Raw genomic sequence first — 13,400 nt, forward strand, 5'->3', positions numbered from 1 at the left:
GTCGAAGACATGACACGACTGCTGAACACCGCCTTCGCCTACATCATCCTCGGCCTCGCCTCCGGACTCTTCTACCGGGAGTTCACCAAGGCCACCGACACCATCGGCACCCACACCCAGCTGAACACCCTGCACACCCACCTGCTGGTCCTCGGCATGGTCATGTTCCTGCTGGTCCTCGGTCTGGACGCCGTCTTCTCCCTGACCGGCCGGCGCTCCTTCACCGTCTTCTACTGGACCTACAACGTGGGCCTGGTGATCACCGTGGCGATGCAGGCCGTGCGCGGCATCCTCACCCTCGACGGCCAGGACCCGACGACCACCAGCGCCGCCATCCCCGGCATCGCGGGCCTCGGCCACATGCTCCTGACCGTCGCCCTGGTGGCCCTGTTCCTCGCCCTGCGCGGCGGGATCAAGGACCGCCTCTCGGCCGGTGCGAAGCAGGCCGTCACCGCCTGAGCCTCGATGACCCCTTCTCGGCAGTGATTCCACCGCCGTTCCCGCTGCCCGACCCGCCGTTGCGCGCTGTGCTTCCACGAAGGGAAGCACAGCGCGCAACGGCGTCGATTGCTCCACCTCGGCCCCTGGTGGTCGAAAGCGCTCAGGAGCGGCTCTGGAATTCCTCCTCGAGCTGCTCGAGCGACTTCCCTCGCGTCTCAGGGATAAATCGCCAGTAGAAGAAGATGGTGCCCAGATTGATCGCGGCGAACACAAAGAAGGTGCTTCCGTGCAGCACGGCTTGGAGCGGAGGGAAGACCAGGGCGACGAGGAAGTTCGCGATCCAGTTGGCGAACACCGCGGCACCCATGAGCTTTCCGCGTACCCGGAGGGGGAAGATCTCCGCGAGCAGCAGCCAGAAGATGACCGCGACGAAGCACTGCATGAAGACGAGGAAGAGCATCATGAAGGCCAGGACGAGGTAGCTGCGGACACCGGACTCGGGCAGCACGGTGAAGCTCAGGCCCATCAGGGTGAGGGCGAGGGTGACGCCGATCTGTCCGGTCAACAGCAGGGTCCGTCGATTGAATCGCGGAAGCAGGACCATCGAACCGATCGCGACCGCCAGGACGGACACGACGCCGTTGCCGACGGTCGAGATGATCGCGGCCTGAGCGCCCATCCCGGTATCGATGAGAATCGAGGGCGCGTAGTACATCACTGAGTTCACGCCGGTCATCTGGGACAGGAAGGCGAGGCCGATGCCGATGAACGCTAATCGGCGCACCCACGGGGAGCGCAGGTACCCCGTGATGTCCCCGTCGCCCGTTGCGGCCATCTTCCGGGAGTGGTTCGCGATCTCCTCGATCTCGGTATCGATCTGCGCGGGACCGGCATCAGAGCGCAGCTGCCAGAGAACGGTGCGCGCTTCGTCAGGACGTCCGCGGTCGATGAGCCAGCGCGGGGACTCGGTGAGGTAGAACGTGCCCAGGAAGAGGCCGATGGCGGGCAGGGTGCACAGCACCAGCATGAACCGCCAGGTGTGGTGATTGTCCGGCATCGCCGAGGCGAGGACGGCGTTGCTCGAGTACGCGCACAGCTGGCCGATGACGATGAACAGTTCGTTCCTCGCGACCAATCGACCTCGCAGATGGGTGGGGGCGAGTTCTCCGATGAAGACGGGGACCACCGCAGATGCCCCGCCGACGGCAAGGCCCAGGACGACGCGGAAGACGACCATCACGCCGGCGTTCGGAGCGAGCGCGGTCCCGAGAGCGCCGATGACGAAGAGCACTGCGATGACGAGAAGGGTCCGCTTCCGTCCGTAGGAGTCGGAGAGCCGCCCGGAGAGCAGACCGCCGATGGCCGCTCCGAGGACCAGGGAGGAGGTGACGACGCCGACCAGCGTGGAATCCAACGCGAGACCGCCCTGGGAGGCCGGCAGCTGCAGGAACGGGATGGCCCCGGAGATCACTCCGGTGTCGAAGCCGAAGGCGAGGGCTCCGAGCGTCGCCACGGCGACCACGGCATCGATGCTCTTCTTCTTCGCCGGTGGGGTGGAGGGTCCCGCGCCTGGTCCGGCAGCGGTCGTGCGCGGGCCGGCGGCGCTGCCGGCAGAGGGAGTGCTCATCGGTCGTCCTTTCGTGACGTCGCGAGGTGGCCTCGAGGGGCTGGTCAGAAGTCAGAGATTGCTGAAGGTGTCCACGAAAGTGGTGACGGCGGCGCCCGGCGTCGTCGCAGGAGACGCCTCCAGCGCGACGGTGCCGGTGTACCCGGCCTCGGCAAGAGCCAGGGCGATCGCTCGATAGGAGATCTCCCCGGTGCCCGGCTCGCAGCGTCCGGGCACGTCGGCGACCTGGATCTCCCCGACCCACGGCAGGCACTCACGGCAGGTCTCGATGAGGTTCCCGTCGCCGATCTGTGCGTGGTAGAGATCGAGATTCATGCGAAGACGTTCGGAGCCGACGGTCCTGACCAGGGCGAGCACGTCCTGAGGGCGCGCGAAGGGGGTCCCCGGATGGTCGATGAGGAGATTGAGGTTCTCCAGCTGATACACGACGTCGTGCTTCTCGGCGATCTCGGCGAGGTGCCCCAGGGTGCGCGCCGCCCGTGCCCACATCTCGCCCGTGACGATCTCGACGGGCCTCACGGGGATACACTTCGGGTCCAATCCGGTCCCATGGATGTTCAGACGGGGCGCTCCGAGGATCTGGGAGGCGACGGCCGACTCTTCCGCGGTGCGGAGGAAGTCATCGATGCCGTCGTCCTCCGTGAGGTTCCCCTGCAGGTATCCCGTCATCGACTCGATGGGGACCTCTGTCGCCGCGATCGCCTCCAGGTCGACTTCGGGCCGGGACCAGTCCCAGATCTCCGCGGCCAATCCGTACTCGCCGATGCGGCGGACGCGATCGACGAGCGGGAGCTCGGTGAACTGCATGTCGGCACAGACGGCCAGCGTGAATGGGCTGCTCATCGCAGGACCTCCTCGACCTCGACCACCCGCTGCTGCGCATGGGATCGGATTGCAGCTTCCGCAAGCACCTGCGCCGCGACGCCGTCGGCTCCCACCGGGCGGTGTCCGTTCGGATGGTCGCCCTCGATCGCCCGGATGAACGACTCGAACTCGGCGACGTACGCGTCATGGAAGCGCACGGTGTCGATGCCGTCGGTGGTCGCATGCATGCCGTCCGTGGTGAAGAGCCTGGCCGCGGAGTTGGGCAGTTCGCCCATCTGCACCATGCCGGAGGAGCCGAACACCTCTCCGCGCAGGTCGTAACCGTAGCTGGCGCTGAACGAGGCCTCGGCGGTGGCGATCGCCCCGTTGTCGTAACGGATCGTGACGACTGCGCTGTCGAGGAATCCGCTGTCCTTCGCCTCCGGGGCGACGAGCGCATCGGCGGCCGCATAGACCGTCATGGGACGGGCGTCGCCCAGGAACCATCCGATGGTGTCGAAGTCATGGATGAGAGTCTCCTGGAAGACTGTTCCTGGGCTGATGCGTGAGGGTTCCCCGGTGAAGGGCCCGGGGTCACGGGTGACCGAGTGGACACGGTGGATCGTCCCGACGGCGCCTGCCGTCACGAGGTCGTGGGCGCGGGACCATGATTCGGCGAATCGTCTGTTGAAACCGACCTGGAAGACGATCCCGGCGGACTCGGCAGCTGCCGCGGCGCGCCGTGCCTCCTCGACGTCGCCGCCGATCGGCTTCTCGGTGAACGTGTGCTTCCCGTGGGCCGCGGCGGCTTCGATGAGCGGGAGGTGCGTCGGGACCGGGGTGGCGATGACGACGGCGTCGACATCGTCGAGCTGCAGCGCGTCGTCGATCTCTCCGAGGGCGTGCGGGACGTGGAACTCGTCGGCCATTGCTTCTGCCCGGTCCCGAGCCGGATCCACGACGGCGACGACCTGCGCCCCGCGGACGTCCTGGCTGAGGGCCCGGACGTGGTGGGCCCCGATCCTTCCGGTGCCGATGACGGCGATGTTGACCATGTGCATTCTCCTCGTCGAGTCGTGGTGTCGTCCGGCAGGGGTCTCCCCGCTGCCGGAGGCGGCGCCCGGAGACGCCCGCACCCTGGCGCTAGTACGTTCTACTAGTACGTTCTAGTCTGGTGTGCATGTGAGCATACGGCTCCGGCCTTGTCAGGACAAGGGTCGACAGATGGCGGAACGCGGCCCGGATATCCTGGTCGCATGACTCCTCCACCCTCCCCGGGGCGCCGCCCGACGATGCGCGACGTCGCGCAGGAGGCCGGAGTGTCCACGGCGCTGGTCTCGATCGTGGTCCGGGGTGCCGTCGGCGCCTCGGAGGCGACCCGCGGTCGCGTGCTCGACGCCGCGCAGCGCATCGGATATGTCCGGGATGAGCGCGCACGATTGCTCCGGGCCCGACGGTCGATGGACATCGGCGTGTGCTTCGAGACCCAGCAGCCGTTCCATCACAAACTCCTGGACGTCATGTATGCCGCGGTCGTGTCCACGGAGCACTCGATCGTCCTCTCCGCGGTAACGCCCAGCAGGGGTGAAGGAGCGGCCCTGCACGATCTCGTGGCGTATCGGTGCGGAGCGATCATCTCGCTGGGCAGTCGCCTGCCGTCGCAGGAGCTGAGCGAGGTGGCATCCGGCATTCCACTGGTCGTGGCGAACCGCTCCATGGGGCAGGAGCTCGACTGGGTCTCCTCGGACGACGAGCAGGGGATCGCGCTCGCCGTAGAGCATCTCGTCGAGCTCGGGCATCGCGACGTGGTCTTCGCGACCTCAGCCGGTGCCGCCGGCGCCGACGAGCGGAACGAGGGGTTCACTGCTGCCGCGGAGAAGTCGGGAGCGATCGGCGAGATCGTCGAGGGTGGATCCACCGAGGTCTCGGGAGCGGAGCTGGCGGTGGCTCTCCTCGAGCGGGACGAACTCCCCTCGGGGGTCATCGCCTTCAACGATCGCAGCGCCCTGGGCATGCTCGACGTCTTCGTGCGCCGGGGCGTCCGGGTCCCTCACGACATCTCCGTGGTCGGGTACGACGACTCGGAGATCGCTGGCCGCTCCTACGTGCAGCTCACGACGATCGCACAGGACACGCAGGCCATGGGGCAGGCGGCGGTGGAGCTGGCCGTCTCCCGGATCGTCGACGAGTTCGAGGGGGGTGTGCGTCCCCGGGAGGTGGGCCTGGCACCCGGGGCGTCGGAGACGAGCTTCCCCCGCCGTTCGCCCGAAGTCTCGAGCCTTCGGATCCCCACGACACTCGTCGTGCGGATGACTACGGGCCCACCCAGGAGCGTGTGACGGGACAGTTCTGGCGTCCGACTGCCCGGCCGCTGAGCGACTCCGTCACGTGCCACATGACCTCGTGCCCGTTATCTCGAGCCGCCGTTGTGCGCTGTGCTTCCACGAAGGGAAGCACAGCGCGCAACGGCGTCGACTTCCCGGGCACCGTGCCCCTCCTCGACGACTTCCTGGGCACCGTGCCCCTCCTCGACGACTTCCTGGGCACCGTGCCCCTCCTCGACGACTTCCTGGGCACCGTGCCCCTCCTCGACGACTTCCTGGGCACCGTGCCCCTCCTCGTCGACGGACTCGCGGCGACGCCCGGCAGGGCACCCCGCAGCACCGTTCACCTGCTGTTCCTCCGGGCCGGCCCGCCCGCCGGGTAGAGTCCGAGGGACCCGCACGGCACGCCGCGCCCGGCCATGCCGCCGGTCCGACCGGCCGTGCCGCCCGGCCGGATCGCCGGTCCGCCCGGGTGGGACGCCACGACCCCGACGACGATGACGGAGGCCCTCATGACCAGCACTTCCAGCCCCTCGACCGCTCCTGACCGCAACCTCGCCCTCGAACTGGTGCGCGTGACCGAGGCGGCCGCCATCGCCGGGGCCCGCTGGGTCGGAGCCGGGGACAAGAACACGGCCGACGGCGCCGCGGTCGACGCCATGCGCTCCTTCATGGACACCGTGCGGATGGACGGCACCGTGGTCATCGGCGAGGGGGAGAAGGATGAGGCGCCGATGCTGTTCAACGGCGAGAGCGTCGGCGACGGCTCCGGCCCCCACGTGGACGTGGCCGTCGACCCGATCGACGGCACCCGCCTGACCGCGCTGGGGTACAACAATGCCCTGTCGGTCTTCGCCGTCGCGGAGAAGGGCAGCATGTACGACCCCTCGGCCGTGTTCTACATGGAGAAGATGGTGGTGGGGCCCGAGGCCGCCGAGTTCGTCGACCTGCGCCTGCCCGTCGCCCAGAACATCGCCCTGGTCGCGAAGGCCAAGGGAAAGCCCATCAGCCAGGTCACCGTGTGCGTGCTGGAGCGCCCGCGCCACGAGCCGCTGGTGGAGGAGATCCGCCAGGCCGGAGCGCGGGTCAAGTTCATCATGGATGGCGACGTCGCCGGGGCGATCGCGGCCGCCCGCGGCGCCGGCGTGGACATGCTGCTGGGCACCGGCGGCACCCCGGAAGGCATCATCGCCGCCTGCGCGGTGAAGGCGACCGGGGGGATGATCCAGGGGCGGCTCGCCCCGGTCGACGACGCGGAGCGGCAGAAGGCGGTCGACGCCGGCCACGACCTGGAGCGGGTGCTGACCACCTCGGATCTGGTCACCTCGGACAACTGCTACTTCACCGCCACCGGGATCACCGACGGCGACCTGGTGCGCGGCGTGCGCTACGAGGGCGGGCGCATCATCACCGAGTCGATCGTCATGCGCTCCGCCTCGGGCACCGTGCGCATGATCGAGGCCGAGCACCGGCCGGAGAAGTGGGCGCGCTGGATCGCCGAGTGACGGGTCGTCGCGGTGACGGCCTGCTGAGCGATCGAGCACAGGACGATGACGGTGCAGGTCATTCCCTGATGTGAGGGATGCCGCACGGCCTGACGCTGTGACCCGCACTGCACCAGGAGTCAGGGTGACCATAACCGGTCCTAGGGTGAGTCCATGGCCTCCTCCGTCGAAGACATCCGCGTCGCCGTCGACCTCATCGTCCTGACCCTGCGGGACGATGCCCTCAACGTGCTGCTCGTCCAGCGCGACGACGAACCGCACCGCGGGGCCTGGGCGCTCCCGGGCGGATTCATCGAGTACGAAGAAGACCTCGAGGACGCCGCCTACCGCGTGCTGTCCGACGAGGCCTCCCTCGGCAGCGGCGCCGTGCACCTGGAGCAGGTGCGCACCTTCGGCACCCCGCACCGCGACCCGCGCGCCCGCGTCGTCTCCGTGGCGTTCATGGCCCTGGGCGCGGATCTGCCGGATCCCGAGCGCGGCGACGACGTCGCCGACGCCCGCTGGTGGAGCGTGGAGGATCTGACCGGGATCGAGCTCGCCTTCGACCACGCCACGGTGCTGGGCTGCGCCGTCGAGCGCGCCCGCGCCAAGCTCGAGTACACCACCCTCGCCGTCACCTTCCTGCCCGAGGAGTTCACGATCTCCCAGCTGCGCGGGGTCTACGAGAGCGTGTGGGGCGCGACGCTGGACGCCGGCAACTTCCATCGCAAGGCCACGCGCACCGAGGGTTTCCTCGCCGAGCTGGACAAGCACGCCGCCCCCACCGGCGGCCGTCCCGCCCGGCTGTACAGCGCAGGCGCCGGCTCCGCCCTGGTCCCGCCCCTGCTGCGCTCCGGCCAGTAACCAGCTCGCGGCCGACGGGCGGCATGCGGACGACGAACCGTTCACCCGGGACGCCATCGCCTGCGCCCGACAGGTGCCTCCCCGCGGCCGAGGACGATCCCGGGCGGTCCGGGGCACCCGGCCGCTCCCGGGCCGCCCATGGCAGGATCGCTCTGTGACCACCGACCCCGCCCCACCCCCTGAACGCCAGCTGGCCGCGATCGCGGCCGCTTACGCGGACCGCCGCGTGGACGTCCTGGCCGTCGCTCGTGCGATCCACGCCGACCCCGAGCTCGCCTTCGCCGAGCACCGGGCCCACGACCGGTGCGCGGACCTGCTCGAGGACGCCGGCTTCACCCTCGAGCGCGGGCTCGCCGAACTGCCCACCGCCTTCCGCGCCACCATCGGCACCGGCTCCCTGGTCGCCGTGCTGTGCGTGGAATACGACGCGCTGCCCGGCATCGGCCACGGCTGCGGGCACAACCTGATCGCCGGCTCCTCGCTCGGCGCCGCCCTCGCCCTCGCGGATCTCGTCGACGAGCTGGATGTGACGCTGCAGGTCATCGGCACCCCCGCCGAGGAGCACGGCGGCGGCAAGCAGCTGCTGATCGACCGGGGCGTCTTCGACGGCGTCCACCTCGCACTGATGGCCCACCCCACGCCGCACACCGACACCTACGACGTGCTGGGCTCGGGCAGCCAGGCCGTCGGCCGTTGGCGCGCCACCTACACCGGCCGGGGTGCGCACGCCGCCGCCAATCCGGCCGACGGGATCAACGCGAACGACGCCGCCGTGATCGCCCAGGTCGCCGCCGGTCTGCTGCGCCAGCGGATCAAGGATGGCCAGCGCCTGGCCCTGGTCCCGCAGCAATCCGGTGTCACCAACATCGTTCCGGAGACCGCGGTGGTCGACCTCGAGTGCCGAGCGCTGACCATGCCCGAGTTCGAGCGCCTGCGCACCCAGCTGGTCGCCTGCCTCGAGGCCGGTGCCGTCGCCACCGGCTGCACGCTCGAGATCGGCGCCTCCGAGCCGATCTACGAGCCGCTGGTCCAGGACGAGGTCCTCGGCACCGCGTGGAACGAGGCGATGGCGTCACTCGGCCGTCCCCTGAACGGCTCGCTCGGGATCAGCAACGCCTCGACCGACATGGGCAACGTGTCCCAGCGGGTGCCGGGCCTGCACCCCTTCGTGGGCATCACCGGCGCGGAGGCCGCCCTGCACACGCGGGAGTTCGCGGCGGACGCCGCGAGCGCGGAGGGGTATCGCCTGATGGACGATGCCGCCATCGCACTGGCCCGGGTGGTCCGCTCCGTCGCCGCCGATCCCGCGCAGCGCGCTGCAATGCGCTCCCGTGCCGCCGAGCTCGAGAGCGCCCACCGCGCCGGAGTCGCAGCCCGGGGCTGATCGCGTCGGGCCTCGTCCGCCCGGCGCAGGACGCCGCGACCCGGCACTCAGCGGCCCGCGGTGTGGTGCTCCAGGAACTCCAGCTGGCGACGTCGGTGCTGCCACTGGCCGTGCTCGTGCCCGTCGAACGGGTAGGTGCACAGGGTCTTCCCGGCGCCCGCGTAGGCCTCGTAGGCGGCCAGGACGCCCTGGGGCGGGCACACCGGATCCTGCAGGCCGACGGCGAACAGGGCAGGAGCCTGGGCGCGGGAGGCGAAGTGCACTCCGTCGAAGAAGGACAGCGACGCGAAGACTGCCTCCTCGTCCCCGCGCCGGGTGCGCAGGTAGTCGCGGATCTGCAGGAACGGACCTTCCGTGGCGGTCTCCACCGCGCGAGGGATGTCGCACAGCAGCGGCACGTCGATGAGAGCCCCCGCGATCCCCGTGCAGAGCGCGGCGGCGGCCAGAGCCGTTGCGCCTCCTTGGCTCCCGCCGGCCACGAAAAGGGGCCCGGCCCCCGGCGTCTCCTGATTGCGGACGGCGCCGATCGCGCACACGGCGTCGACGAACAGGCGGCGGTAGTAGTAGGTCTCCGGGCGGTGGATCCCCGCGGTCATGCGCCCGACGATCTGGGGACCGCTGCCCACCGGGTCCGGGGTATCGCCCACCGATGCGGGGCCGGACTGCCCGCGGTTGTCCATCACGAATGTTCTATAGCCGGCGCTCGGCAGCATCGTCCACTGCTCGGGCAGCCCGCGACCGGTGTTGTTGCCGAGGAACTGGACCACGGTCCCGCGCGATCCGCCATAGGCGGGGGCCAGCATCCATCCCTTCACGGGGTGCCCGTCGAACCCGGGGAAGGTCACGTCCTGGACGACGATGTCGCGCAGGGGGGTCGCCACCGTCTCGATGCGGGCGTCGCCGCCGCCCGCGTGCTCCGCGAGCGTCTCCTGCCAGAACTCGTCGAACCCGCCGGGCCCGGCGGGGGCAGGGCGCTCCGGGGGTGGAGCGGCATCGGGTGCCCGGTCGGTCGGTGGCTCCATCGGGATTCCTCTGGGTCGGTGCGGTGCGGTGCGGTGCGGTGCGGTGCGGTGCGGTGCGGTGCGAGGCCGTCGGCACCGGGTCGCCTCACGATAAGACGGCACAAGATGTGCATCAAGGGTTGACGACGGCCGACGACAATGTAAAAGTTGTGCGTTGTCTCCGGACCTCGACCCACGCATCGCCGCGTCGGAAGGACCTCGTATGCCCCCCGCTTCCGGACGCTCCCTGAGCCGTCGGCAGTTCGCCGGCGCGCTGGGAGCCGCAACGGGCGCAGCAGCCTTCGCCGGCTGCTCATCCACCTCGGCGAAGGACATGGACACCCTGCAGGTCTGGGGTGGCATCCCCGCCGAGAGCGGCCCGCAGGCCGTGATCGACAAGTTCCATGAGCAGTACCCGGGCACCCACGTCACCTACACCCGCTACGTCAACGACGACCGGGGGAATCTCAAGGTGAACACGGCGCTGCAGGGCGGCGTCGACATAGACGTCTTCTTCACCTACGGCGTCCCGAACCTCACCATGCGCGTCGATTCCGGCCTCGCGGCCGACGTCGGCGACCTTGTGCGGGCCACCCCCGAGCTGGAGATCTTCCTGGACACAGAGGATCCCAAGGCCCTCATCGACGGGGACGAGATCACGGCGCTGGCGACGACACGGATCCCTCAGATGGTGCTGTTCAACGAGAGCCTCCGGGAGCGTGCGGGGATCGAGCTGCCCACGCAGTGGACCTTCGAGGAGTATCTGGAGGTCATCCGCGCCCTCGCCGATGACGGGAAGTACGGAACCTACGTGCTGCCCGACCTCGCCCGGATCGAGCTCGGCCCGAACTACCGGTTCACTCCGGAGGGCGACTCCAACTTCTCCCACCCCGCGTTCCTGCGGCACTTCGACCTCGCCGCGGAGCTGATTCGCGAAGGCGTGCTCTATCCCTGGTCGCAGGCCCTGGCCCGACAGCTCGAGGCGTACCAGCAGAACATCTTCATCGCCGAGGACTTCGGGCTGTGGACCACCGCTCCCTACTCGCTGCGATTCCTCACCGATCAGGAGGAGTACCCCCACGACTTCAAGGTCGCCTGCGCGCCCGTGCCGACCCTGGACGGCCACGACTGGAACACGGGCGAGTACGGGGCCTTCATCCAGATCAACTCCAAGAGCCCCAAGCAGGAACTGGCCTGGGAGTTCTGCAAGTTCTGGCTGCTGGAGAGCGCACAGGACGTGGTCAAGGCCGGCTACATCTCCCTGCTGGGGGAGGTCGATGACGAACAGCTCCTGGCCGGGATACTCGGCGAGGACGCGGAGCAGTTCTTCGACGTCGATTCGTTCCGTCGGACCCTCTTCGAGGACGAGCCGCGGATGCATCTGGACACGGAACTGACCGCGTACACCGAGATCACGCAGAAGTACGAGCAGCAGCGTGATGTGTGCTGGCTCCTCGAACGCTCCCCGGCCGCGGCGATCGAGGCCGTCGACAAGAACGCCCAGGCGCTCATCGACCGGTTCGAGGAGGACTGACATGGCGATCGTGGACACCCGGATCGAGGGCGCCGGCGATCCGACCGGCGTCGCGGGCGCCCGGCGACCGCGGCGGAGGGGCCGGGCGCCGTCGGAGCCGCGACCGTACGTGGGATGGCTCTTCATCGCCCCGAACGTCCTCGGGGTGCTGGCCTTCACCTTCATTCCGCTGATCTCGGTGGTGCTGCTCTCCTTCACCCAGTGGAACCTGGTCTCGGGCTTCGGCGGCATCGAGTTCGTCGGCCTGGACAACTTCATCGCCGTGTTCCGGGACCCGACCTTCTGGCGCAGCCTCGTGATCACGATCCTGTACGCCGGGGTCGCCGTGCCGCTGACCCTCGTGGTGGGCCTCGCACTCGCCCTGGCGCTGAACCGGGATCTCCCGGGCCGGGGCCTGCTGCGCGCCGCCTTCTTCATCCCCTACATCGTCAACATCGTCGCCATCGGTATGACCTGGCAGATGCTGCTGGATCCGGGAGCCGGCCTGGTGAACCAGGTCCTCGGGGTGTTCGGGGCGGAGGATCTGCCGCAGTGGTTCGCCTCCTCGCACTGGGCGCTGCCGGCCCTGATCCTGGTGACGATCTGGTCCCAGGCCGGGTACGCGAACCTCATCTACCTCTCCGCGCTGCAGGACGCTCCCGCGCAGCTGTACGAGGCGGCCCGCATCGACGGGGCGGGACGCTGGGCGTCGTTCCGCGCGATCACCTGGCCGTCCTTGCTCCCCACCACCGTGTTCCTGCTGGTCACGCTTTTCGTCGGCATCTCGCAGACCTTCGGCATGATCGCCCTGATCACGAACGGCGGCCCCGGGAGCTCGACGACCACGCTGTCCTTCTACATGTACCAGACCAGCTTCCAGTTCTACCGCTTCGGCTACGCCTCCGCGGTGGGCCTGGTGACCTTCATCGGCATCTTCGCCGTCATGCTCCTGATGTGGCGGGCCCAGCGAGGGAGGGCGCTGCATGACTGACGCGACCGGAACCGACCGCAGCGTGCGGACGGGGCACGGAGCCGGGGGCTCCGGCCCCGGCGCGGGGCCCCGACGAGAACCGGGCGCCGGCATCGGCATGGCCGAGCGGCAGGCGATGCGTGCGCGCCGCGACCGCATGCGCCGATGGGCCTGGGGCATCCCGCTGTGGATCCTCGCACTGCTGTTCCTGCTGCCCTTCGCCTGGATGATATCCACGTCGCTGAAACCGGACGTGGAGGCCTTCCGGATCCCGATGCAGTGGATCCCGGACGAACCGCGCTGGGAGAACTACACGGAGGTCCTGTTCGGGGAGAACTCGATCCTCATCCCCTTCGGGAACTCGGTGTTCGTCGCTGTGCTGCGCGTGCTCGGCGAGCTGACCACGGCGACCCTGGCCGGGTACGCCTTCGCCAAGCTCCGCTTTCCGGGGCGCGGCCCGGTGTTCATCGCCTATCTCGCCACCTCCTTGATCCCGGCCCAGCTGCTGCTCGTCCCGCGCTTCGTGTACTTCGAGAAGCTCAGCCTGTACGACACCTTGTGGGCGCTGATCCTGCCGGGCATGTTCACCGTGCTGGGAACCTTCCTCATGCGCCAGTACTTCATCTCCCAGCCCGACGAGTTCGCGGAGGCCGCCCGGCTCGACGGTGCGAGCGAGTTCCAGATCTTCTCCCGGATCTACCTGCCCAATGCCACGTCGATGCTCAGCGCCCTGGCGATCCTCACCTTCGTCTGGTCCTGGAACGACTACGAGACGCCCCTGGTCTTCCTCTCGAGCCCGGAGAAGTACACCCTCCCCATGGGGCTGACCAGCTTCACGGACGAGAACGGGGCGATGGCTCCGGGCCTGTCGATGGCGGCGTCGGTCATCTCGATCGTCCCGATCCTGCTGGTGTTCCTGATCTTCCAGCGCCGGTTCGTGCGCGCGATGACCGAGAGCGCCCTGAAGTGAATCGCGGGCCCCGACCGC

Annotated in this window: 13 protein-coding genes; 9 read left to right on the top strand and 4 right to left on the bottom strand. The window is 69.2% G+C overall.

All coding sequences use genetic code 11. From position 1 onward, the window contains the following. Positions 1 to 9: 9 nt before the first annotated feature. Positions 10 to 459 (top strand): DUF2871 domain-containing protein, encoded by a 450-nt coding sequence (locus tag JOF44_RS13665; RefSeq protein WP_209892447.1) that lies wholly within the window; start codon positions 10 to 12, stop codon positions 457 to 459. A 142-nt stretch (positions 460 to 601) separates the two neighbouring features. Here the strand turns inward: JOF44_RS13665 and JOF44_RS13670 are convergent, their stop codons facing one another. The 3 genes from JOF44_RS13670 to JOF44_RS13680 are packed head-to-tail and all read right to left on the bottom strand — an operon-like array spanning position 602 to position 3,927. Further along, positions 602 to 2,068, bottom strand: a complete 1,467-nt coding sequence (locus JOF44_RS13670) for a sugar porter family MFS transporter (RefSeq protein ID WP_209892450.1) — start codon at positions 2,066 to 2,068, stop codon at positions 602 to 604. A gap of 51 nt (positions 2,069 to 2,119) precedes the next feature. Then, complete coding sequence (locus JOF44_RS13675; RefSeq protein WP_245348947.1) at positions 2,120 to 2,911, bottom strand: TIM barrel protein; 792 nt, start codon at positions 2,909 to 2,911, stop codon at positions 2,120 to 2,122. Next, positions 2,908 to 3,927 (bottom strand): Gfo/Idh/MocA family oxidoreductase, encoded by a 1,020-nt coding sequence (locus JOF44_RS13680; RefSeq protein WP_209892453.1) that lies wholly within the window; start codon positions 3,925 to 3,927, stop codon positions 2,908 to 2,910. The genes JOF44_RS13675 and JOF44_RS13680 overlap by 4 nt, the downstream gene beginning before the upstream one ends. Positions 3,928 to 4,128: 201 nt before the next feature. Between JOF44_RS13680 and JOF44_RS13685 the strand changes: the two genes are divergently transcribed. The 5 genes from JOF44_RS13685 (at position 4,129) to JOF44_RS13705 (ending at position 8,928) form a co-directional block, all read left to right on the top strand. Continuing rightward, positions 4,129 to 5,211: a LacI family DNA-binding transcriptional regulator gene (locus JOF44_RS13685; RefSeq protein ID WP_209892456.1), complete on the top strand. Its 1,083-nt coding sequence runs from the start codon at positions 4,129 to 4,131 to the stop codon at positions 5,209 to 5,211. A 149-nt stretch (positions 5,212 to 5,360) separates the two neighbouring features. Continuing rightward, complete coding sequence (locus tag JOF44_RS13690; protein WP_209892459.1) at positions 5,361 to 5,579, top strand: hypothetical protein; 219 nt, start codon at positions 5,361 to 5,363, stop codon at positions 5,577 to 5,579. Positions 5,580 to 5,708: 129 nt separating this feature from the next. After that, complete coding sequence (gene glpX, locus JOF44_RS13695) at positions 5,709 to 6,701, top strand: class II fructose-bisphosphatase (RefSeq protein WP_209892462.1); 993 nt, start codon at positions 5,709 to 5,711, stop codon at positions 6,699 to 6,701. Between the two features lie 153 nt (positions 6,702 to 6,854). Further along, a complete protein-coding gene (locus JOF44_RS13700; RefSeq protein ID WP_209892465.1) occupies positions 6,855 to 7,544 on the top strand; it encodes an NUDIX hydrolase in 690 nt (229 codons plus the stop codon). Positions 7,545 to 7,698: 154 nt separating this feature from the next. Further along, on the top strand, positions 7,699 to 8,928 hold the full coding sequence (locus JOF44_RS13705; RefSeq protein WP_209892468.1) for a M20 family metallopeptidase: 1,230 nt from the start codon (positions 7,699 to 7,701) through the stop codon (positions 8,926 to 8,928). 47 nt (positions 8,929 to 8,975) lie between these two features. Here the strand turns inward: JOF44_RS13705 and JOF44_RS13710 are convergent, their stop codons facing one another. Beyond that, positions 8,976 to 9,950, bottom strand: a complete 975-nt coding sequence (locus tag JOF44_RS13710) for an acetylxylan esterase (protein ID WP_209892471.1) — start codon at positions 9,948 to 9,950, stop codon at positions 8,976 to 8,978. Between the two features lie 202 nt (positions 9,951 to 10,152). Between JOF44_RS13710 and JOF44_RS13715 the strand changes: the two genes are divergently transcribed. From JOF44_RS13715 to JOF44_RS13725, 3 genes are read left to right on the top strand one after another with little or no spacing between them, the layout of a single operon-like run. Continuing rightward, entirely contained in the window at positions 10,153 to 11,463 is a 1,311-nt protein-coding gene (locus JOF44_RS13715; RefSeq protein WP_209892474.1) for an ABC transporter substrate-binding protein, read from the top strand. A gap of 1 nt (position 11,464) precedes the next feature. Beyond that, entirely contained in the window at positions 11,465 to 12,433 is a 969-nt protein-coding gene (locus JOF44_RS13720) for a carbohydrate ABC transporter permease (protein WP_209892477.1), read from the top strand. Further along, positions 12,426 to 13,382, top strand: a complete 957-nt coding sequence (locus tag JOF44_RS13725; protein WP_245348948.1) for a carbohydrate ABC transporter permease — start codon at positions 12,426 to 12,428, stop codon at positions 13,380 to 13,382. Before JOF44_RS13720 ends, JOF44_RS13725 begins: the two co-directional genes overlap by 8 nt. The last annotated feature ends 18 nt before the right edge of the window (positions 13,383 to 13,400 follow it).

The organism is Brachybacterium fresconis (assembly GCF_017876515.1).
GTDB classification, from domain to species: domain Bacteria; phylum Actinomycetota; class Actinomycetes; order Actinomycetales; family Dermabacteraceae; genus Brachybacterium; species Brachybacterium fresconis.

What these genes read in the sequence shown, in the direction of transcription:
- JOF44_RS13665 (WP_209892447.1), top strand. Translation starts at nt 10, where the DNA reads ATGACACGACTGCTGAACACCGCCTTCGCCTACATCATCCTCGGCCTC.
- JOF44_RS13670 (WP_209892450.1), bottom strand. Translation starts at nt 2,068, where the DNA reads ATGAGCACTCCCTCTGCCGGCAGCGCCGCCGGCCCGCGCACGACCGCT.
- JOF44_RS13675 (WP_245348947.1), bottom strand. Translation starts at nt 2,911, where the DNA reads ATGAGCAGCCCATTCACGCTGGCCGTCTGTGCCGACATGCAGTTCACC.
- JOF44_RS13680 (WP_209892453.1), bottom strand. Translation starts at nt 3,927, where the DNA reads ATGGTCAACATCGCCGTCATCGGCACCGGAAGGATCGGGGCCCACCAC.
- JOF44_RS13685 (WP_209892456.1), top strand. Translation starts at nt 4,129, where the DNA reads ATGACTCCTCCACCCTCCCCGGGGCGCCGCCCGACGATGCGCGACGTC.
- glpX (WP_209892462.1), top strand. Translation starts at nt 5,709, where the DNA reads ATGACCAGCACTTCCAGCCCCTCGACCGCTCCTGACCGCAACCTCGCC.
- JOF44_RS13700 (WP_209892465.1), top strand. Translation starts at nt 6,855, where the DNA reads ATGGCCTCCTCCGTCGAAGACATCCGCGTCGCCGTCGACCTCATCGTC.
- JOF44_RS13710 (WP_209892471.1), bottom strand. Translation starts at nt 9,950, where the DNA reads ATGGAGCCACCGACCGACCGGGCACCCGATGCCGCTCCACCCCCGGAG.
- JOF44_RS13715 (WP_209892474.1), top strand. Translation starts at nt 10,153, where the DNA reads ATGCCCCCCGCTTCCGGACGCTCCCTGAGCCGTCGGCAGTTCGCCGGC.
- JOF44_RS13720 (WP_209892477.1), top strand. Translation starts at nt 11,465, where the DNA reads ATGGCGATCGTGGACACCCGGATCGAGGGCGCCGGCGATCCGACCGGC.
- JOF44_RS13725 (WP_245348948.1), top strand. Translation starts at nt 12,426, where the DNA reads ATGACTGACGCGACCGGAACCGACCGCAGCGTGCGGACGGGGCACGGA.